Source organism: Chryseomicrobium sp. FSL W7-1435 (assembly GCF_038595005.1).
Classification (GTDB): domain Bacteria; phylum Bacillota; class Bacilli; order Bacillales_A; family Planococcaceae; genus Chryseomicrobium.
In genome coordinates, this window is sequence record NZ_CP151997.1 from 2608019 (window position 1) to 2629492 (window position 21474).

Here is a 21474-nt window from a genome sequence, read left to right on the forward strand (position 1 = left end):
TCAACTCCCGGATCTTCTTTACTCTTCTTTATATACTGACTCAACTTACTAATTAACAATTTTCCTACTACAACTGGAAGCGGCTCCCAAAAGGTACCTGGACCCCACACAACATCAACGCTATTTATGATTATCCACTTTCAAACGCAGGAATGCGGGTTCATTTTGAATATCCGATGAATAGTCTTGAATGTCTGAATTGTTTTTGGGACAGGTACCTTTTTTACATAAAGCGCTCTTCCTCTTGAGCAGATTTCATATCATCCTTCGCATCTTGTTTCATTTGGTCTTTTTGCTGTTCGTAGTTTTCTTTGTCTACTTCAGCCTCATCAATTGATTTTTCCATACGATCTAGATAGCGAGAAGCGTGTTCACGTCCACCTAAACCAAATGCTAAACCAAATGCTAGGGCAACTCCACCAAGGATTAAGATAAACGCCGACTGGATGATTCCAGGTGCAATTCCTAATTGGCTAAGTGCCATAAAGAAAGCAAATCCGAGGATTGCATATTTAGCTACTAAGCGTAAGAAGTGTGGAGAACCTGATGCATCTTTCATCAAGCTACCTACGAGTTTCTCAGCTAAGTTAGCTAGCCAGAAACCTACCGCCAGAATAACTAATGCAGCGACTACCATAGGAAGGTAAGCAAATACTGCACTACCTAGTGATACCATGAAGTCTAGGTTGACAAGTTGTAGTGCTTCCATTACAAACAGAAGAACAATTAATACTTGAACAACTGTTCCGATGATTGAAGCTAAATCAAAGTTAGAAGAATTCGTTTTGTTTAGACCAATTTTTGAAGCTAAATTGTTGATACCAAATCCATTTAATAAGTTGACCACAAAATCTTTCACATATTTCGCTACGTAGATACCTACAAGTACCAATACAATAGCAACGATGATTTGTGGAATCATGGCCATGATGTCATTTAACATTGCAACGGCTGGTTGTGAAATACCATCAAGGTCAAGAATTTCTAAAGCTGTGATCGTAATTGGGATTAAAATCAAGATAAACGCAATCAATCCAGCAATTTTAGAAAGGCTTGTATTTGAAGTCGTATTTGTTGGTGTAGTTGTTGAATTATTTTTCAAATTCATTTTGTCCGTAAATTTGTCAATTCCAACAGCATGTAAGAATTTCTCTACTAGATTGCGAACTAATTTCGCGATGAAATACCCTATAGCAAATACGATAGCTGCAGAGACTAATTTAGGAATGAAATTAATGAAGCTAGATAACATGTCTTCAAATGGACCGCTTAAGCCATCAATTCCTAATGCATTTAATACAGCGGGTAAGAAAAGAAGGAAAATTAAGTAGTAAGAAACGTTGGCAACCGTGTCTGTCCACTTCGTTGTCTGTTCACCAGTAGCTGACATGCCAGTCTTTTGACCAAGTTTGTTGAAATCGACTTTGTTGCCCAGCATTTGGATGCCTTTTTTAACTAAGGTAGCCAGTCCCCAAGCAACTAGTAAGATCAAACCAGCTTTTAAAATGTTTAAGAAAGCGCCTGTCAATGTGTCATACATGTTCGCAAACGGAGCTGCGAATGTGTCGAGGTTAAGTATGTTAAAGAATAGAACGAATGCAAGGATGAGCAAGATGAAAAATACTACCTTACTAATAATCTTTTCGACTGACCATTTAGAGCGTGTGTTACCTAGACGTTCATTGAGGTTTAGTTTACGAAGACCTTTGAAGACTACTTTCTCAACAACTTTCGCGATAATAAATCCGATTAATAATACAAGCAATGCGAGAAGTAGGTCAGGTAGAGATGATAACATGTCTCTTACATAATATTCATTGAACAATAGAGTTCCCTCCTCTGTTTTGTTATAGGAAAAACTGTTTGATTTTCCTATATAGGTTATACCCACTGAACTGTGTAATAAAACTAAATTGAAGCTAACCGAAGAAGAAGTAATTATCTATAATGAAGATTCCTATACCACAGATAAACACGATGTAAAGTCTCACAATCGGAGTTAGGGGAATTAGGAAATTTACTGTCTCTGATCTTTCTTCTACTTATAAGTGGGATTATCGTGAATAACATAAATTGATTAAAAATTATGAGGTCGCAAAAATAGATTACTTATCAAGAGAGAAATAGAGAATTCATAGCAAATCCTCTCTATTATTAGCGTTTGTGATGAGACCTTTAAAATAAGAAGCTACGCTATACATTGAATATAGATAGATATTTTTTCAACTCATTTCTAACTAATACCTACATATAAAATTATGATTGACTATTCAATCATTACAAATATTACAAATTTTACAAATCAATTTAAGTTTATTCTTGTTTTAAATAAGGTATTTCCTAAATAGAATCAACTTAATTACGAAAAGAACGAGGAGGATGTAAAATGGAAAATCGAGACAACAAGCTATATGGAATCTATGATACGGAAACTGAAATCCAAGCGGAAATGGATCGCTTACGAGCAGAAGGGTATACGGAGGAAGATATGTATATCGTTTCAAACAGAGACAATCAATATTCTATGTACCGTGGCTCTTCTGATTACAACACAAACGAAGAGAGCTCTTGGTGGGATCGTTTCAAAGCCTCTCTAACAGGTGAAGATCTTATTCGAGATCAACATTTTACGAACATGGGATTGTCAGATGAAGAACGCACACGCTATTCGAGCGAACTTGAAGCCGGAAAATATCTATTATATGTAGATAAAGATTACGGAAATCACTTCACTGGAAGTGTGGGTTCATATGATACAGGTAATACATTCGAATCTACTCATGAAGGTACGGAAGAAGAACGCTTAGAACTTCATGAAGAACAACTTCATGTCGATAAACAACGCGTTCAAACTGGTGAAATCGATGTAGAGAAGCATGTCGTAGAAGACACTCAGACTGTAGAAGTCCCTGTCGAGCGCGAAGAAGTCTATATCGAAAGACGTCCAGTCAACCAGGAGTCTTCTGTCCATTCAGAAGGTAACTTCGGTGAAGGGTCGACTCATGCTTACGAAGAAGAAGGACGCATTCACATTCCAGTGACGGAAGAACACGTCGAAGTGACAAAGAAAGATGTTGTCGCTGAAGAGATCGTCATCGGTAAAAAGAAAGTGATGGATACGGAAACCGTTTCTGAAACGGTTCGCCGTGAAGAAGTAGATATTCACGATTCTACAAACCAATTACGTGATACGGATCTAACAGACCGTGACCGTACAGATCGCGATCTATAATAAAGTTATCAAAAGAAGCCAGTTTCCCTGCTGGCTTCTTTTTTGATTTGATAATTAGTTGTTCTCTTCTTTTTGTGACTTTTAAAAAAAATCGTAGTTTAATCATAGTATATAAATATTTCGGTGCTTCCATCATTGGTCCCGGTGTATGCAATTCAAATGTTTCATCTTCTGAATTCAGACCCTCGTATTTGCTGAAGTCTGGCAGTTCGATCGAACGCCGACTTACCTTTTGTTGTCTCTTCTCTTCATCTTCTTCATGCTCTTTTTTGGCAGTCGAGAATCACTGTTTGAACTGCTCTCTATTCTCTTCTTCCTGACTTTGGTTTTTGAGTAGAAAGGATTCCCCCTCAATTTGCAATGCTTCTGAAAATGAAAGACGGGATGTCTCACCTATCAAAAGTCCTCTATATGCGAGTGTCTCATCAACCAGATCTGATACATACCGATGCACCCTGATATAATTGCGCTCATCAATTTGTGAGATATAGAACAAACTCTTCACTTCCATGTCGTCTCTTTGTGATGCGACTCGTGACGCGTAGTTCATGACTTTGAAGAGTTCTTTTTTATCGGTGTAACTTTCAATATCTCTACGCTTTACCCTATCTTCTTTGCTAATCTGAGAAGCGAGTGATTCTAAACGAAAAAAGACGATACTGTTCTTGTGATTCTCTGTAGCGAGATTTGATTTGTCTATAAACCAAAGAGGAATCAGGTTCTTCCCTTTAAAATAATCGGATTTCTTTTTGAAGACATTACTGTGTTCAGCGCTTTCTTTTTCTGTCATATTAGCCAACACCGTGATACCCCATTCTTTATTACCCGTCTTCACATAGATATCAGGGAAGTACTTATCGAGGCCCTGCAATCGCTAACCATCAAGTACTTGAATCGTATCGTGGATCTTGGCCGAGATTTCTAGTTCATCCCTAATCATACTCACTAAAAGTTGCCGTCTAGGAGATTCATTTTTAATCTGTTTTTTATATTTCGAATAATTTCCTTCTACACGTGTAGATTCTGCACAACTCAAATTAGGTGGGTGCGAGAAATGTGACTCTCTTTCTTTACCGCCTCTTACTGTCATAGCCACTTTACAATAAGGACACAAAAAAACTGTATCAATTAGAAGAGAATTGACTCCTCTAAATCAACACAGTTTTTGCTACCACTACTTATTCTTCTCCCATATCCTCTAAAGCTTCCGGATACACAACAGAGCTGATAACCTCGTCAGTATCCACATCCTTCACTTCAATAAGCACTTCTAAATCATCTGACTGAACGCCACTGAAAAGTTGGTATAGTGTACCGACCATTCCAACACTCATAGTCGCAAACCCATCAAAGCTGTTCTCGAAAGCTTCACGGTCTACACTAAGTGTAAAGTGACTATAATCTTTATTCGTTTCTACTCCCTTAATTGATGGGAAGTCACCCGATTCAACTAAGTCTGTTTTAGTCTCTTCCACACTTGCTGCCATTTCTTCCATCATTTCTTTGTGTTTGCTCTTAGACATTTTGTACGTAACAGAACCATCGTCATTGACAGTTGCTTCACCGATTCCATCTGCTTCTGCATTGGCAACTACTTCTGCGAGATCTTCACCTTCAAAGAAGCTCGCTGGCAAGGTTACTTCTACATTAAATAGTCCTTTATCGACATTGACGCCACCTTCTTCAGACTCAGTCTCTTCTGTATCTACTGTTTCTGTAGAGGCTTGATTCTCTGTTTCTTCGGCTGGAGCTGCTTCTTCGTTCCCACATGCACCTAAAACTAAAAGGCTCGCTGCGAGTAATGCTACTAATTTTTTCATCATAATTCTCCTATTCTGGATAGACTCCCTTGGATTCTGCAACTTGTTCTTCACTCTTCCATTCACTCACATTACCGCTCATTAATTCAGCTTGACGAAGTACTGTTTCAAGTGCAATTTTTTGTTGGAAAGGTGGGTAACCATGTTCTCTTAAAAGTCGTTTCACAAGTCTTCTCATTGCTGCCTGCGCATCTTTTCGTACAGTCCAATCCACGGTGACATTGGCACGAATTTTTGAAGTCAGCTCCTGTGCAATCAAAATCAAAGTCTCGTCTTTCATCATTTCTTTCACTTTTTCATTGTCTGTTAACGCTGTATAGAAGGCCACTTCGTCTTTCGATAAGCCTAGCGCGTTTTCTTCATCGTCCTCTTGCTTAATTTGATAAGCTAAGCGAATCAGTTCTTCAATGACCTGCACATTGGTCAAGCTTTGGTTGCGATACTTGTTCAAAGCACGGTTTAGCTTTTCTGAGTAGCGCTCGGACTTCACTAGATTTGAACGTTCCATCACTTTTAACTTTCCGTCCAACAATTTCTTCAACATCTCGACTGCTACATTTTTATGTTGCAGGTGGCGAATCTCTTCTAGAAACTGTTCTGATAAAATCGATACGTCAGGTCGTTCAATATTTAAAGTATCAAACACATCTACTACGTCTTGCGAGATAATCGACTTCTCAAGTAATTGATCTACACGCGCTTCAATCTCAGATTTCGAACGTTTTTTCGTTCCAGTTGTGCCTAATTTTTGAAGTGTAGCGCGCACCGATTTAAAGTAGTCGACATGAGGCTTGGCTTGTTTCCCGTCATCTGTGCCAGAAACTAATACATGCGCTTTTGCCAACTCCATAGCAAACTGCTTAAATTCTTTTTGCTCTTCAGGAGGCAGTCCTAAGACAAAGTTCATCCCACCGATGATGGCAACTGCTCGGTCTCGGTTAGACTCTCCCATATAAGCTGAGTAATCAAAGGAATGGAATATTCCTTGAAGCACTTCTAATTTCTCCTGCATCACTGCAATCGCTACATCCATATCAATTCCAGTAGTCTGTCGGTCTTGATCTGTATATTGACGAAGTGCTTTCTTAAGGCTTTCAAAGATACCTAAGTAATCGACAATAGCTCCGCCAGGTTTGTCTTTGAATACCCGGTTCACTCGAGTGATGGCCTGCATTAAATTATGGCCTTTCATTGGCTTGTCGATGTACATCGTGTGCATGGAAGGGACATCAAACCCCGTTAGCCACATATCGCGCACAATTACTAGCTGCAATTCATCAGCTGGATCTTTCATTCGGTTAGCAAGAGTGTCTCTCCGCTGCTTACCACCCGTATGCTTTTGAAGATTTTCTTCATCAGATGCTGAACCAGTCATGACGACTTTGATGACTCCTTTATCCACATCGTCACTATGCCATTCTGGTCGAAGCGCTATAATCTCATCATACAAATTCACCGCAATCTTTCGGCTCATCGCTACAATCATTGCTTTCCCAGCCATTGACTTTGATTTCGTCTCATAATGCTCGACGATATCTTTTGCGAGCATTTTAAGTCGGTTTGGAGACCCAACCACAGCTTCCAAGCGTGACCACTGAGACTTGTACTTCTCACGAGCAGTTTCTTCTTGGCCTTCAATAATATCTTCAAATTCTTCATCGATTTTTTCCCACTCAGTCTCATCGACATCTAACCGAATAATACGATTTTCGTAAAAGATTTTTACAGTCGCTTCATCTTCAACAGCCTGCGTCATATCATAAACATCAATATAGTTCCCAAACACTGCTGGAGTGGACTTATCTTCAAATTCAATTGGAGTACCAGTGAATCCAATGAACGACGCATTTGGTAAGGCATCGCGTAAGTATTTGGCGTAGCCAAACTTTTGGATACCGGTATCCAAATCTGTCTTCGCATCAAATCCGTACTGGCTGCGATGTGCTTCGTCGACAATCACAATAACATTCCGACGATCAGTCAGAGCTGGCATATCTCCTTCAAGAGGTGCAAACTTTTGAATGGTTGTAAAGATAATGCCCCCCGATTCACGTTCATTCAACAAATCAAAGAGTCCATTTTCTCCGGTCTGTTTAGATGCATCAGTAAGCTTCCGGACATCTGCTTGTTTTGGTTCTTGGCGAAGTAAATCCGAGGACTTGGCAAACGTTGAAAACAGTTGATCATCTAAATCATTTCTGTCTGTTACTACTACAATGGTCGGGTTATTCAATTCTTTAACAAGCGTTCCTGTGTAGAACACCATTGAGAAGCTTTTCCCACTTCCTTGCGTGTGCCAGATGACCCCAATCTTGCGGTCACCTTCAACAGCTACAGCTTGTTTGGTATTCGTTACAGCCTTCTTGACGGCATAATACTGGTGATAAGCAGCCATGATTTTAATAATCGACTTTCGTTCACCGATTTTGCGTCCGTCTCCGTCCAGCTCCGCATCACGAGTTTCTTGGAAGAGAATAAAATTCTGGATAACATCAAGGAAGCGGTGTGGATCTAATAGACCACGAAGCATGACTTCATATTGAGGCGTGTTTAAAGAAGCGATATCTTCTCCATTGATTGTTCGCCAGTTCATGAACCGCTCTAGGTTAGATGTCACAGTTCCAGCTTTCGCATGCAACCCGTCCGAAATAATTGTAAATGCGTTGTAGCGGAATAAAGAAGGTATCTCTGACTTGTACGTTTGAATTTGATGGTAGGCTTGTTCAATTCCTACATTTTCATCTGAAAGGTTTTTTAATTCAATGACGACAAGAGGCAATCCATTCACAAAAACAATAAGGTCTGGACGGCGATTCTCATATTCAATGACTGTAAACTGGTTGACAACTAAAAACTCGTTCCGGTCTGGATCTTCAAAGTCCACGACAAACACTTTTTCTGTACGTAAGTTCCCGTCTCTTTGGAAAGTAACGTCGATTCCATCAACTAGTAGTCTATGAAACTCTCGGTTATTTTCAATAAGCGCTGGACTCGAAAACGTCTTCACAATACGAAATGCTTCTTCAATAGCATCCTTAGGAATAGTAGGGTTTAAATGATACAAAGCATCGCGTACTTTGGAATCAATAAGGACTTCTTTGTAATCAGTTCTCAGTCCACCAGTATGTAAGTCCGGTCCATGAACGTAGTCATACCCCATCTCCTGCAGTACTTCGATGGCTGCTCGTTCTAAAAATTCTTCATTAAATGCATGGATGCCTTCCATCGTCATCCTCCTTTCTTAGTTTTCCACGTTTTCTTTGATTGGTAGTTCGATCTCTCCTGAGAGAAGTTTTGGGAGTAATATATTCCTGAGACTATTTAAAGTATTTATTTCTTTTGTTTTTAACTTAATAAGCTCAAATAAAGGAATAATTTCTTTTTTTAAAGCTTGCAGAATTTGACTATCCGGAATAAGTACTTTAATTTTTTTTACAACCTTAGAATTTACTGCTGTTCCGATGGACGAAGTGTTCCCAAGTGAATTAAAATCGAAATTCGAAAGATACAAATATAGATACTCAGTGAATAAATCAGGATCTTTAAATTCGAAACTTGCAATCGCTTCATTAGTTGCTAATCTTTCATCGGTTATATTTAATCTTCCAACAGTTAATTTAAAACTCATAATCAAAGTGTTCTCTGGCACAATATTAATTTTAAATTTAGTTACTGCTTCATATGTTAAATTTTCTGAACTTTCAAAAATATAAGGCCCGATCGAATTCCCCATATCTTTTATCGATACCCATTTGACCCCGACAGAATTATCTGTGAACCATTCAGCTTCTTTTCTTGGGGGAGTTCGTCCAATTTTCACATTTGATATTTCATCAAGTTCTCTATATTCCCAGCTATAAGGAATCATCCCTAATTCACTTTCAACCATCTTCCCACCACTTGATTTATAAGGCTGACCATTTTCGTTCGGGAATTCGAAGTCGATGAACCAGTGTTTGTAAATAGTTTGCGAGATGTCCTCTAATCTTTTAACTAATTGATTGTTAATATCGATTTTCCGAGAAATATTATTTAATACTTCTACTGCTTTCTTTTGTTTTATCAAAGATGGAAAATCAAATTCTAAGTGACCGATGACTGATGGTTTAATTGAAGGATAAGTAGATGTACTAGCTTCTGCAATTGCTTGCAAATAATCTATTACTTTTTCTTGTGTCAATAACCAATACACATAATCCGGATCGGCTTTATTTATATCGACTCTTAAATGTGCAAAACCAGTGGATGCAATTATTTCTGCTTGATATTTATATATACCAAAGTGTTTTTGATTTGGCCTAACAGTAGAGTAAAGAATATCATTACATTTAACTAAGCGTTTTGCTCGGCTTGGTACTTTATCAATCCCTCTTGTATACTCCACAAGTTTGTCAATTTTCCCTTGATTTAAATTAGCTGTATCTAAATATCTAATTTTTTCAAAGGAGGAAATATTCACAGAATTACTTGGATTGATTTCTGCAACGTCTGCCAATTTATATCTCATAACCAATCTCCTTCAGATTCTTCCGAATTTGATCTTCTAATTCGTTGGATTTAGCAAATAGCTCACTTAATTCGCTTGTCAACTTTTCCATCTTTTCTTCAAAAGGAATTCCATCATCTTCCTCATCAGCTAGTCCTACATAACGTCCTGGAGTCAGAATATGATCATGACCTCTAACTTCCTCTAGTGAAGCAGATTTCACAAAACCCGCTACATCTTCGTAGTTTCCATCTTTATTCCTCCATGAGTGATAAGCTGAAGCAATTTTCTCAATGTCTTCAGGCAATAATTCTCTTAATTTACGATCGACCATCTTTCCTTCGTTACGTGCATCAATGAATAAAATTTCGTTCTGACGATTACGGAAACGTGAACTCTCTTCCTTGTTACGTCGCAAAATCCAAACAGATACTGGAATGGCTGTGGAATAGAATAAGTTCCCTGGTAGAGAAACGATACAATCTACTAAATCGGACTCTATCAAATTCTTGCGGATTTCGCCTTCATTTGAAGTATTCGAGCTTAGTGAACCATTCGCCAAAACGATTGCAGCTGTTCCGTGTGGTGCCAAGTGATGAACCATGTGCTGAACCCATGCGAAGTTGGCATTTCCTGTTGGCGGAGTACCATATTTCCAGCGGACATCGTCTTTTAAGAGGTCCCCTCCCCAGTCACTGATGTTGAATGGAGGATTTGCTAAGATGTAATCGGCTTTTAAGTTTTTGTGTAAATCGTCATGGAATGTATCAGCATGATTTGGCCCTAAATTTCCGTCTAGTCCTCGGATTGCCAAGTTCATGCGGCAAAGTTTCCAAGTCGTTGAATTTAACTCTTGCCCGTAAATGGAAAGGTCTTGCACACGACCTTGATGTTCTTCCACGAACTTTTCACTTTGAATGAACATTCCACCTGAACCACAAGCTGGGTCATAGATACGGCCCTTATACGGCTCTAGCATTTCAACTAATACTTTTACAACACTTACAGGAGTATAGAACTCTCCTCCGCCCTTTCCTTCTGCAGAAGCGAACTTTCCAAGGAAGTATTCGTAAACGCGCCCTAGAAGATCTTTTTCTCCATTAGAGTGCAATTTAATGGTAGAAATCAGGTCAATCAGTTCTCCTAAACGACGCTTATCGATTTCTGGACGCGCATAGCGTTTTTCAAGAACCCCTTTTAAAGAAGCATTCTCTTTTTCAATCAATAGCATAGCCTCATCGATGATTTGCCCAATTTTCACATCTTTCGCATGATCTTTGATGTAGTCCCAGCGTGCTTCTGCAGGAACCCAGAAAATGTTTTCTGCTGTGTATTCATCAATATCTTCTTCAAAACCCGAGCCTTCTGCTACGAGTTCGTTGTACTTCGTTTCAAATTTATCCGAGATATATTTTAAGAAAATCAAGCCGAGCACGACGTGTTTGTACTCGCCTGAATCCATGCTTCCGCGAAGCTTATCTGCAGCTTTCCAAAGAGTTTCTTCAAAGCCGACATTGGCTGTTGTATTATTCATGGTGGTTCCTCCTAATAATTGTGGTCATCAAAAACTTCAAATAAGTCTTCCTCAAACTCTTCTTGTTCTTCTTCTGTAGAAATTTCTGGTGGCAATACATCGAAATAATGAGCTAAGCCTTCTAATGTTTTATGGACTAAAGGCTCTGTCGGTGTATCCTCAATGAGTTTTAAAAAGAGTGAGATAGTATCCATATTAGATAAAGGGCTCTCAAGTAGAGTTTTAAATTTCCCTACTAACATTTCCTGATCAATTTCTGCTGAGATAGCATTAAGTTGAGGTTGCTCGTAGATTATCTTCTCAGTCAATAAAGATTCTTCTTCAAATATAGAAAATTTCTCAACTTTATTTAGTGTGACAGGTTGAAGTTCCCGTTCCAACTTCTCTTTCTGGATATGAAGTTTATCGAGTTCAGTGAGTTGTTTTTGAAAGTAGGCGGCTTCTAAATGAAACATGTCGGACAGAATAGGCAAGTATTTCTTTGGAATGTTCTGCTTTTCTTTGATCCACAGATTGATGTTTTGCTTTTTAATACCGAGCTTTTCCGCAAGCTCCATATGAGGAATCTCATATAGGTGGAGAATGTATTCGAGTCCGATCATGTCGCCACCTCCTTATTGTCTTGGTCAATACTAGTTTACTTGTTCAACCAATGGAAAACAATAAGGCGAAAGCTGCCTGATATAGGCAGCTCATAGATTACTCTGTGGCAAAAAAGACATTGTCCCAATTTCCATCTTCAAAGACAAGTAATATTGGATCATCGACTTTCACCATATTCACGACTTTTCCTTCAATCCTACCTCCTGCATAAATCTCTCCAGAAAGATTAGGTTCTACAACGACTGATGTCCACTCATAAGGAGAGCCGTCGCTGCCAATAAAGTCAAACCACATACCGTCCATAAACCAAGCATAATCTTCTGTCTCAGCTTCTACTAAAGATGCAGTAACATCTAACATCATATATTCATAACCTTCAGGTGGTGCTTCATTAAACTGATTAATTTCTTGCACAAAGTCTAAAACACTTTGGCCACGTTCTACAGAGTTTACTGTAATCTCAGCTGTAGCATCATAAGTATTGAAATCATTATCGGATAATTGGATATAAATACTTTGTGTCTGACCTACTGGCACTGGATTTGAACGTTTGCCAAACTCTGATTCACTTTCAGCCTCTTCAGCCTCTTCCTCTGTAGCTTCAGTTTCCTCTATTTCTTCTGTTCCACTTTCAGATCCTGATGTTTCCTCTGATTGAACTGTTTCTTCAACAGGTGTTTCCGGTTCAGTAGACTCCTCTGTCCCACAGGCTGCGAGCAATAGTGCTGTTAATGCTAGTAAAGATAGTTTTTTCATTTGTTCTTCCTCCTTATATTTTTTATTGTCTAAGACAATAATATAATTAAATATTGTCCGAGTCAATAAATTATTTTAATTTTCTTTATCGATGCTTTAAATATGCAACAATGTAGCTATCAAATATCTCTTTCGCAATTATTTCCAAAGTCATAGCTTCATTGCTTGGGCAAAAATAGCCCCCAAGAAAAATAGCTCCAAGAATTAAATCCCTTTCATTTTAACTACTTCATTTGTTGCTTTCTCTGTTATAAATCAATTCTAAATCCTCTTTTTTTGTTTTAATCTGCTTCATCTGATCTGATGCTTGTTGAATATATTGATCTTGATTAGTATTTAACCATAGCACTAAAGACTCTTGAACTCCTATTAGTTCAGTTGTAATACTTTGAACTTGTTCATAAGTATCTTGTCTGGAAGGGATTAAGGCTAAATTACTTTCACTAGAAGTGAACGACTCCATTTCTTTAATTAGGATGCTTATACTGGTTCGATACGATTCGTTTTCTAGTATCCATGGTTCATCAATATAGTCGTTAACTAAAGTAGTAGTCCGATTATAAAGCAGTACCAAAGTTTCTCCCTAATTATTAAGTTCATTTGAAAATCGATATTCATCCAGTAAATCGTTTATAGGTACCAACTTCCATACTATAAATAAAACTATTCCATAAAAGAGAAGTTTTTTCATCAAGACATCCCCCTTTCTGTTTTGTAACTGAACTTACCCTATTTAAATTCATTATGAATAACTACACTCGATAAATCCATATATTTTCATATTTAACCCCCACTGGAAAAAGTGTAAAGTTGTAAAAGAAAGTGAAACCCATTCGTTTCCTCGTTCGTTGTAGGAAGGCTTAAAAAATTTGTAGTAGAAATCACGGAGGTTAGGGAATGCAAAGTCGCGGGAAGAGTATCAATTTATATTTAATGGATGGCAATCCTACAGGACGAATCATCTGTACATTGGCCAACTGGACAGGGATTGCGTTTAAGATTCCACGAACAGAGCTGGAGAATTCGAAAGATCGTGCAGAACTTGCGCAGACAGGCGTGTACTTTTTATTTGGAACAAGTGAAGAGACCAATGAAGATGTAGTGTATGTCGGACAAGCTGGCGTGCGTAGAAATGGCGATGGTTTGCTGAGTCGTTTGATTGAACATAAACGAAATGCAGATAAAGATTATTGGACAGAGGCTGTGATTTTCACGACTTCGAATAATTCGTTTGGTCCTACAGAAATCAGTTACTTGGAGAATCGCTTCTATCTTCTAGCAAAAGATGCCGGTCGCTACGTTGTGAAAAACGGCAACAATCCGACTCCCGGAAATATTACGGAGCAAAAAGAAAGTGAGCTGGAGGAATTCATTGATAATGCAAAACTGATGATGGGTACACTTGGTCATAAATTGTTTGAGCCGTTGACAGAGAGACCTGTCGTGACGACGAAAACGGTCCTTTCTCATTCCGAAGAAGATTTGACGCTTTATTTATCGCGCACTATCCGAAAAAGTGGTGTGACGGTTCATGCGACGTGCAAGCAGACCAATGAAGGATTCGTCGTATTAAAAGGCAGCTTGATTGAAAAAGAAGATACGGAGAGTTTGCAGCCGAATGTCATTGAGCGCCGTATGAAAGCGAAGATCGATGAATCGGGAATTTTGCTTGAAGACGTCTTGTTCCCAAGCCCTTCCTTCGCAGCAGCATTTGTCATTGGCGGAAAAGCGAATGGTCTGACGGAATGGAAGACAAAAGATGGCGTTTCGTTGAAGCAAATGGAGATGGAAAGCGTTCAGTAAATGACGAGTCCGGGCGATTGCTCGGATTTTTTTATGAAATGGAAAACCACAGGGTAGAGTCAATCGTTGTAGGATAACAAACCAAAAAGGGGGAATATGCGTGACAAGGAGTCCATCCACCCCACCTGCGGAAGGAACAGACCAGTGGCTCAACACACTGATGACAACTTACGGAGATGCGTTGACGAACCTTTCCTATAGTTATTTGCACGACTGGGGAAAAGCGCAGGAAGTGGCGCAAGATGTGTTCTTGAAGTGTTATGAGAATGCGGATTCCTTTCGAAAGCTAGAGTACATAAAACCGTATTTATACCGCATGACCATCAACAAATGCAAAGACGTATTAAAAAGTTCATGGATTCGACGCGTCATTTTTGGAAGCAAGGTGCCTGAAATTCGTACTTCTTCAAGCGCTTCTGTCGAAGAGACTGTCGCAAATTACGCAGCTTCTGCTCAGTTGATCCAGCATGTAGCCGCGCTTCCGATCAATTACCGCGAAGTGATTCATCTACACTACTACGAAGAATTATCGGTGGCGGAAGTGGCAGTAGTTACGCAATTGAATGAAAACACAGTGAAGACACGATTACGACGTGCACGCACACTTCTCGGGAAATCCTTACAAGGTGGTGATTCTCTTGACTGATCCGTTAAAGAACTACAAAACCGCGATGGACAAGCATGTATTCACAGAAAGTCGGTTCACGAATGCAGAGCGTCAACAAGTCTTCACGAAGCGCATTGCGAAGAAACGAAAATCGCCCAAACAACTCGTGTGGCTCCCTGTGCTCGCATCGGCCATTGTTGTTTTGCTTATTCTGATAGTCGGGCCATTCACGAGTCCTGAGGAATCCGCACAACCGGTAGCCCCTCCACCTCCAGTTGTTCCTCCTGTTGAGGAAGTGGAAGAAGTGGTGGAACCTACGACTGAAGAAATCATTCAACAGTTCGAGGCGCCTTATAATGAAATTGGGATGATTTTATACAACTATAAATTACCTGTTCAAGGCCAAGTCGGCGGTGATTCTGGTACATATGAAAATGGATATCAGTTTGATACCGTGACTGGATTTTTCCGCTCACGTAGTTATGCTTCTGGCGGAACGCCTCTTCCACCGACTGAAGGACAATTTATTGGGATGTTCATGGCGACCATCGATACTATTGTAATGGATCGAGATGCCAATACGACGTATTACGGTTCCACAGAATCACTTGAATCAAGTGGCGTGAAAATGAGACAGCATCAAATAAGTGAATATATACTTCCTCAGTTAAACCAATTACGCAATTACGAGCAGAGTGACGAAGCGCTAACTAGCTGGCTGGACGAAACAATTGCAAGGTATCAGGCTGTTGTCAACAGTGCGACAATTGAAGAGTATAACGAAAACTTCGAAGTTTCGAATGCACGCATGGATCGTATGGTGGAAGTAATTCTTATTGCGCGTGAGCTTGAATAAAAGTTAGTATTTACAGAATTCTCCTCTATGTATAAGATGGAAATAGTAGGAATATTGGTTAAAAAAGGTTTTCATCCTATCCACTAAAGGGGACTGGCAAATGAACACGCACGCCATCAAATGGGTATTCGCAGCAATCTTTATTCTTTCTTGTGTCAGCTTGATCATCATCTACTTTTCCGAATACACAGCGGAGAATTTATCCGCACGCGCTTTACCAGTAGCCATCTTTGCTGGACTATTGGCGATAGCGACAGCAATTGCTTTCCGTAAACCACGAACAGCGTAGATTCACACGAGCGGCCTCCTTCATTTGCGAGGCCGTTTTTTTTTATAAAACTTTGGCGAAGTTGAAAGTATTTCTGCTTCTCAATCGTTATATATGTAAAGAGGTGGAATTCATGGAAGAACTGAGGCAAACGAAAGAAGCGACCCATCAGCAACATCTATGGCATGATGACCTGATGGATACATATGGCTTAGAGATGACAAAGCTAGCTTACACCTATGTGAAGAACTGGTCGACCGCTCAAGACATCGTACAAGATGTGTTCGTCAAAGCGTATCATAACTATTCAAAGCGTGAAAAATTGCATTCCGTGCGAGGCTGGTTGATTCGCCTGACGATCAATCAATCGAAAGATTATTTGAAGTCTTCCTGGTTTCGCCGTGTGACTGGACTTGATTCCAAACACTCGACTGAGACAACTCAATCGGCGGAAGATACGCTCACGACGAATTCTTCCAACGCGCAGCTCAGCCAAGCTGTTTTGGCGCTGAAGCAAGATTATCGTGAAGTAATTTTCCTCTATTATTATGAGGAGTTGACCGTTCGGGAAATGAGCGAAGTACTGAAAGTAAAAGAAGCCACCCTCCATACACGGTTGCGCCGAGCAAAAATGGAACTACACCACCAGTTGAAAGGAGAGGATTTCGTATGGGGAACGAATTAAACAACCTTAAAGAAGCTATGGATGAAACAGTTTTCGAACAGGCTAAATTTGATTCCACTTCCAAGCAAGCCGTTCGGGAAGTTCTTTATTCTCGTAAGGAAAAACCCTTCTCCGCTTTCGCTGTTGTGGCTGCCGCTACACTCGTACTGGCGATTCTTTTAGGCACAACTACTTGGTTGCAGGCAACTCTCACATCCGAACAAGCGACAGTTCCGGAAGAGGAAACCGCTGCTTCTACCTTAGAAGAAGCGCACATTCTCGAAGGCATGATTTTCCGTGGACATACGAATTCAGGCGACTCGTTCCACTTCATCGATGGAAATCTGGTCATTGTGACTGATCCTACAATGAGCGCTGTTCGTCCGTGGATCAATCCAGAAGACATGGCGACAGAAGGAGTATCAGAAGTTACCTATACAGATATTGATGTAGAACGGGACGAGTCACTATTTGTCATTTACAGTGCAGGAGAATTAATTTTTGAGCTCATTCAAACGGGACCACGACTGTATGAGGATAGCGAGGGCAATGTGTTTAGCACGGATCAGTATATCGAGGAAGCAGAGTTTTTAGTAGCCCGTGTAGAGGATTTTGAGTATGGATTTCAAATTGACGGTGGCCAGATTTTTGGAAACAATGCAAAAGGAATCATCATTTACATGGGGAATTTGGGAATGCGCGATGGGAATCTATCTGTACTAGATGAGTTCTTGCTTGAACAAGGATATAACAGTACAGATTCCATTTATTTAGAGTTTCCAAAAGCTCAAATCACTGTAGAAAACACCAAATACTTTATTCAATTAAATGACGAAGACTCATTAGAGTTTGAAAAGGTCGGAAAGCGTATCATCAAAGATGCGAATGGTCGAGAGTATTATTTAAATCAAATGCCGGAGTGAAAAAAGCTCCCAGGTAAGATTTCATAAGTGAAGTTACCTACTTCATTGAAATCTTTTCTGGGAGTGTTTTGTTAGTAGTTGAAACCCTCGTTCTAACGGAACGTATATACATTATAACCAACAACAAGGGGGATACTATGCAACTTTCAAGATGGACATTATATCAAATTATTACCGTTAGCTTTCTATTAGCTGCAGGTTATGCACTCAGTTACTACCGCGAGGATATATCGAATCAGATTGTGAATAATGTACCCATCACCTTAATAATATCTCTCTCAATTATTTTTGGAGCAGTTGCTTGCACAAGTTTATTATTTTATTTTCAAACTAAAAAAAGCTCTACCTTCTTAATTCATCCGTTATGGAAGAAAATGCACGTACTTGTTGGCATCAACATACTAGTTTCGATGATCCTTTTAATTATCCTGTCTGTTTTCAGCCCGATGTTTGAAATAGTGGAGCGCAGACCATGGATACTATCTTTATTGGGGTATTATTTCCTCTTTAATTTTAATTTGTTTATTTTATGTGTTCTCCATAGATTCGGAAACACTAAAAGCTCTCCAGAGAAAAAAGTAGAGTACGGTTTTTTTGGGACTTTACTTTCAGCTCTTATCATTCTCTTCTTACTCCCATCATTTTAAAAAAGCTCCCAGCGAATATTTCATAAGTGAAGTTAGCTTAATTAGTGAGATAACCCCTGGGGTTGTCTCATTTTTTAAGTACACCCTTCTTTGAAATATTCACTGGGAGCTTCTATTATTCTAGAGAGCTTTTCAAAAACGCTTCCACTTCCTCATTCACTTCAATCACACGAATCACTTCGAACTTCTCTAACCCCGGAGATGTTTCAATCAAGAGAGGTTGCAATCGACCAGTTAGCTCAACATACGTGAGCTGCTTGATTTTACTAGGGTTATTCGAATCATAAATATTTCGAATTTCCTCAGCCGTTTTGCCGGTGCTAGTTAGGAAAATTTCGTCATCCAAAGATGCTAGATTTTCTTCATTCAGTAACCAACTATGTAATTCTAAAGAATTGCTAGGGTATGTAAATACCTGCATGGATACTACTGCAATCAATGCAATTGCTAAAATAATGCTTAAAATTTTGTATTGAGCTTCTTTACTTTTCATCGTTTTACTTATGCCCCCTACTATTCACCCAGCGTAATTTTTAGTTCTTGTTCTCCCTGTCCTTCCTCTTTCCAAAGGATAGTTGTAGTCAGCTTTGATAAAATTTGGCGCATTTCTTCTTCGTCCACTCTACTTGTATTCGACAACCCTATATATTCTGAACTACTCGCAAGTTGATTTGTAAACGTTATATGGTCCACACTTTTCATCTCTATACGACCTATTTCGTCGGAACCAAGGTTTGATGACTCTGTATACATAATGAGTTCTCGAACTTTAACCTCGCCTCTACTAAACAGGAATTGATCAAGCTGCCAATCCTCTTTCCCTTTTTTAGTGACTTCATACTTCAGCACCCAAGGCCCACTCGTAACTGAATTTGTGAGCTTATAAGACTGAGAGGAAGCAATAGAGTTAGTGGTGACTATAAACACAATTAAAAGAACTGGTAGCAACACAAAAACATATTTTACTTTCTTCAAGTGGTTTTTCCTCCCCTTCACTAATTCTTATCGAATAAATCCCATCTCTACTCTTATTCTAGAAAAAGTCTCAAAATCCTTTTATCCCCAATCATAAATATTGCCAGGAGTTTTCTCATTACAAGAATTAACTTAGTTATGAGATAACCCCAGGGGTTGTCTCTTTTAAAAGTGTACTCTTCATTGAAATAACCCCTAGGAGCATTCTTATATCCTTCTTTACCCGAAACTTTTTTTCAGCTTATTCGTAAATAAAGGGAAGAGGTGATAACAAATGACAAAAAAGCTACTCCTTCCAATCTTATTCGTGCTACTCATGACGGGGGTTTTCCCCCTTCAGGCCTTTGCGATTGATTTCGAAATTGACACAGTATTGATTGATGTACAGTTAGAAGAAGATGGGACTGCACAAGTCACGGAAAGCTTCACCTATACATTTGAAGACGATTTTAACGGAATTACGCGATTCTTAATTGCTAAAGAAGGAACATCGATTGAGGATTTTGCGGCTTCCGAAAATGGAAATGCATTACGCACTGAACTAGAAGACGGGGAATTCCGGATTTACCGTGAAGGCGAAGATGGCGAGACGATCACAGTTGATTTGTCTTACACCATTCAGAATGCTGTAGAGAAATTCGAGGACGGCGCACAATTTTATTATCCGTTCTTCGACGACAGCAATGAGTCTGCTTACCAAGACATGACGATTGTTGTCACTCCCCCTCAAACGTCCGCTAATACAGAAGCGCTCGGCTATGGCGAAGCGTATGATTCTGAGCGAATTGGCAGTGACGGCAGTGTACGGTTTGAAATAGGAACTGTGCGCGAAGGCCGAACTGGAGACATCCGTGCAATTTTTGATGTGGAATTGTTTCCAGGCGTTGCAGCCCAAAATGGAACCGTGCGTGACGACTTAGCCGCTGACCGAACGAAACTTGAAGAAGACGCGGCAGCATTTGCGGCGAACCAACAGACTGCTCGTTCAGTTGGTATCCCTATTATTGCTGGTGCGGGAACGATTTTATTGATTGGTATCTTTTTTGCTTGGTTCTCAGCATACAATCGAAAGCGTGCAGCTAGAAGTGAAGCGAACGGCTTTTTCGTTCCAAAAGAAACACTGAGCATACCGGGAACTCTGTATTTCACGAACTCACCATTCCTCTCTCCACATGTTACAGCTGCTGCAATTCTAGACCTTGTTCGAAAAGGAAACCTGAAGCAACTGTCTGACGATGCGTTTGAACTCGGGAACCGTGCGACGGACTTTGAACACGAGACAACCCTCCTCACGCTTGTTGTTGACCGGATCGGGGATGGAAACGGCTTTACCCTGACTCAAGTAAAAGAGTTTACGGAAAAGACGATTTATCATGCAGAGTACAACGAAGCAATTGCAAAGTGGAACAAGGGGGTTCGTGCAGAAGTCATGGCTCATGATTTCTATGAAAAACGCCCAATGGTTCGCTGGATTGCTGGCGCTCTTTCCATATTATTTGTGGGAATAGCGGTCTACACTGGCATCTACGAGGTCTATCCATGGATGGCTGCTTCCATCTTCTTAGCGGTATCGGCACTCGGTTTTGCGCTGTTCTATTCACCGATTTCCCAGCAAGGACATTTAATCCGCGGGGAATGGCGTGCGTTGAAGAAATCTCTGCCGGAAGTGACAGAAGACGAATGGAAAGCATTGACGGAAGACGAGCGAAAACGTGCTTACGCGTATTTGCTAGGAAGTGATTCAAAGACAGCTGAGAAAAAAGCGGTGGCCTTCACGACGGCAAGTTCAGCGAATCAGGACACTAATTTTGTGATGAACCCTGTATTCTTGACGACCATCTTTGTTGCGGCCAACACGTCGACTAGCGCAAGTGCTAGCGGCAGTTCCGTCAGCACTGGCGGTGGCGGAGGAGTTGGTGGTGGCGGCGGTGGCTCGGGGGCCTTTTAAGATGTGGAAGGCGTTCGACCAGAAATGCTTCGGGAATCAAGCGTGCCCCTAGAGACTCTTTTTGTCTCTAGGGGTGCGATTGATTTTCGAATGTATTTCTAACGCCTGCAACTCGATTTCGATAAGATGTGGAGAACGCCACTCTAGAAATTCCGAGGAAATCAGACGTACCCGTGAAGGCGCTTTTCAGCCTTTGCGGGTGCGGCTGATTCCGCAGCGTATTTCTGGCGTTCGGAACTCGATTTCATTTAGATGTGGAGCCGACTGTTCAGAAATTGAGCGGGCGTTCTGGAGCAAGTATCGTGTTTTCTTAGACAAGTAACTCGATTTCTAGAACAAGTAGCGCCTTTTC

20 protein-coding genes are annotated in these 21474 nt (G+C 40.1%); 9 read left to right on the top strand and 11 right to left on the bottom strand.

Going from position 1 to position 21474, the window contains the following annotated elements; genetic code table 11:
• Positions 1-223: 223 nt before the first annotated feature.
• The gene (locus tag MKY84_RS13320; protein ID WP_342526652.1) at positions 224-1825 is read right to left on the bottom strand and encodes a mechanosensitive ion channel; all 1602 of its coding nucleotides are present in this window, start codon (positions 1823-1825) and stop codon (positions 224-226) included.
• Between the two features lie 561 nt (positions 1826-2386).
• On the opposite strand from MKY84_RS13320, the gene MKY84_RS13325 reads away from it, so the two are divergent.
• Entirely contained in the window at positions 2387-3232 is an 846-nt protein-coding gene (locus MKY84_RS13325; RefSeq protein ID WP_342526654.1) for a DUF2382 domain-containing protein, read from the top strand.
• A 283-nt stretch (positions 3233-3515) separates the two neighbouring features.
• Here MKY84_RS13325 and MKY84_RS13330 read toward each other — a convergent pair whose 3' ends face one another.
• The 8 genes from MKY84_RS13330 to MKY84_RS13365 all read right to left on the bottom strand — a co-directional run bounded on the left by MKY84_RS13330 (position 3516) and on the right by MKY84_RS13365 (position 13005).
• Positions 3516-4022, bottom strand: coding sequence for a hypothetical protein (locus tag MKY84_RS13330; RefSeq protein WP_342526656.1), 507 nt, complete (start codon positions 4020-4022; stop codon positions 3516-3518).
• A gap of 388 nt (positions 4023-4410) precedes the next feature.
• Entirely contained in the window at positions 4411-5052 is a 642-nt protein-coding gene (locus MKY84_RS13335; protein WP_342526658.1) for a hypothetical protein, read from the bottom strand.
• A 10-nt stretch (positions 5053-5062) separates the two neighbouring features.
• Positions 5063-8278, bottom strand: coding sequence for a type I restriction endonuclease subunit R (locus tag MKY84_RS13340; protein WP_342526660.1), 3216 nt, complete (start codon positions 8276-8278; stop codon positions 5063-5065).
• Between the two features lie 15 nt (positions 8279-8293).
• Positions 8294-9559 carry a restriction endonuclease subunit S gene (locus MKY84_RS13345; RefSeq protein ID WP_342526663.1) on the bottom strand — a complete coding sequence of 422 codons (1266 nt, stop codon included), beginning with the start codon at positions 9557-9559 and terminating at the stop codon, positions 8294-8296.
• Positions 9549-11072, bottom strand: a complete 1524-nt coding sequence (locus tag MKY84_RS13350; protein WP_342526665.1) for a class I SAM-dependent DNA methyltransferase — start codon at positions 11070-11072, stop codon at positions 9549-9551. The genes MKY84_RS13345 and MKY84_RS13350 overlap by 11 nt, the downstream gene beginning before the upstream one ends.
• Before the next feature lie 11 nt (positions 11073-11083).
• Positions 11084-11674 (bottom strand): transcriptional regulator, encoded by a 591-nt coding sequence (locus tag MKY84_RS13355; RefSeq protein WP_342526667.1) that lies wholly within the window; start codon positions 11672-11674, stop codon positions 11084-11086.
• A gap of 97 nt (positions 11675-11771) precedes the next feature.
• Complete coding sequence (locus MKY84_RS13360) at positions 11772-12431, bottom strand: hypothetical protein (RefSeq protein WP_342526669.1); 660 nt, start codon at positions 12429-12431, stop codon at positions 11772-11774.
• Between the two features lie 229 nt (positions 12432-12660).
• A complete protein-coding gene (locus tag MKY84_RS13365; RefSeq protein WP_342526671.1) occupies positions 12661-13005 on the bottom strand; it encodes a hypothetical protein in 345 nt (114 codons plus the stop codon).
• 323 nt (positions 13006-13328) lie between these two features.
• On the opposite strand from MKY84_RS13365, the gene MKY84_RS13370 reads away from it, so the two are divergent.
• The 7 genes from MKY84_RS13370 to MKY84_RS13400 all read left to right on the top strand — a co-directional run bounded on the left by MKY84_RS13370 (position 13329) and on the right by MKY84_RS13400 (position 18199).
• The gene (locus MKY84_RS13370) at positions 13329-14234 is read left to right on the top strand and encodes a GIY-YIG nuclease family protein (protein WP_342526673.1); all 906 of its coding nucleotides are present in this window, start codon (positions 13329-13331) and stop codon (positions 14232-14234) included.
• A 160-nt stretch (positions 14235-14394) separates the two neighbouring features.
• The gene (locus MKY84_RS13375; protein WP_342526675.1) at positions 14395-14880 is read left to right on the top strand and encodes a sigma-70 family RNA polymerase sigma factor; all 486 of its coding nucleotides are present in this window, start codon (positions 14395-14397) and stop codon (positions 14878-14880) included.
• Positions 14873-15697: a hypothetical protein gene (locus MKY84_RS13380; RefSeq protein ID WP_342526676.1), complete on the top strand. Its 825-nt coding sequence runs from the start codon at positions 14873-14875 to the stop codon at positions 15695-15697. The genes MKY84_RS13375 and MKY84_RS13380 overlap by 8 nt, the downstream gene beginning before the upstream one ends.
• Before the next feature lie 100 nt (positions 15698-15797).
• A complete protein-coding gene (locus MKY84_RS13385) occupies positions 15798-15986 on the top strand; it encodes a hypothetical protein (RefSeq protein ID WP_342526677.1) in 189 nt (62 codons plus the stop codon).
• A gap of 112 nt (positions 15987-16098) precedes the next feature.
• A complete protein-coding gene (locus MKY84_RS13390; protein ID WP_342526678.1) occupies positions 16099-16650 on the top strand; it encodes a sigma-70 family RNA polymerase sigma factor in 552 nt (183 codons plus the stop codon).
• Entirely contained in the window at positions 16635-17552 is a 918-nt protein-coding gene (locus MKY84_RS13395) for a hypothetical protein (protein ID WP_342526679.1), read from the top strand. The genes MKY84_RS13390 and MKY84_RS13395 overlap by 16 nt, the downstream gene beginning before the upstream one ends.
• Positions 17553-17689: 137 nt before the next feature.
• The gene (locus MKY84_RS13400) at positions 17690-18199 is read left to right on the top strand and encodes a hypothetical protein (RefSeq protein ID WP_342526680.1); all 510 of its coding nucleotides are present in this window, start codon (positions 17690-17692) and stop codon (positions 18197-18199) included.
• Between the two features lie 115 nt (positions 18200-18314).
• Here MKY84_RS13400 and MKY84_RS13405 read toward each other — a convergent pair whose 3' ends face one another.
• A complete protein-coding gene (locus MKY84_RS13405; protein WP_342526681.1) occupies positions 18315-18692 on the bottom strand; it encodes a hypothetical protein in 378 nt (125 codons plus the stop codon).
• 20 nt (positions 18693-18712) lie between these two features.
• The gene (locus MKY84_RS13410; protein ID WP_342526682.1) at positions 18713-19174 is read right to left on the bottom strand and encodes a hypothetical protein; all 462 of its coding nucleotides are present in this window, start codon (positions 19172-19174) and stop codon (positions 18713-18715) included.
• 274 nt (positions 19175-19448) lie between these two features.
• On the opposite strand from MKY84_RS13410, the gene MKY84_RS13415 reads away from it, so the two are divergent.
• Positions 19449-21122 (top strand): DUF2207 domain-containing protein, encoded by a 1674-nt coding sequence (locus MKY84_RS13415; protein WP_342526683.1) that lies wholly within the window; start codon positions 19449-19451, stop codon positions 21120-21122.
• The last annotated feature ends 352 nt before the right edge of the window (positions 21123-21474 follow it).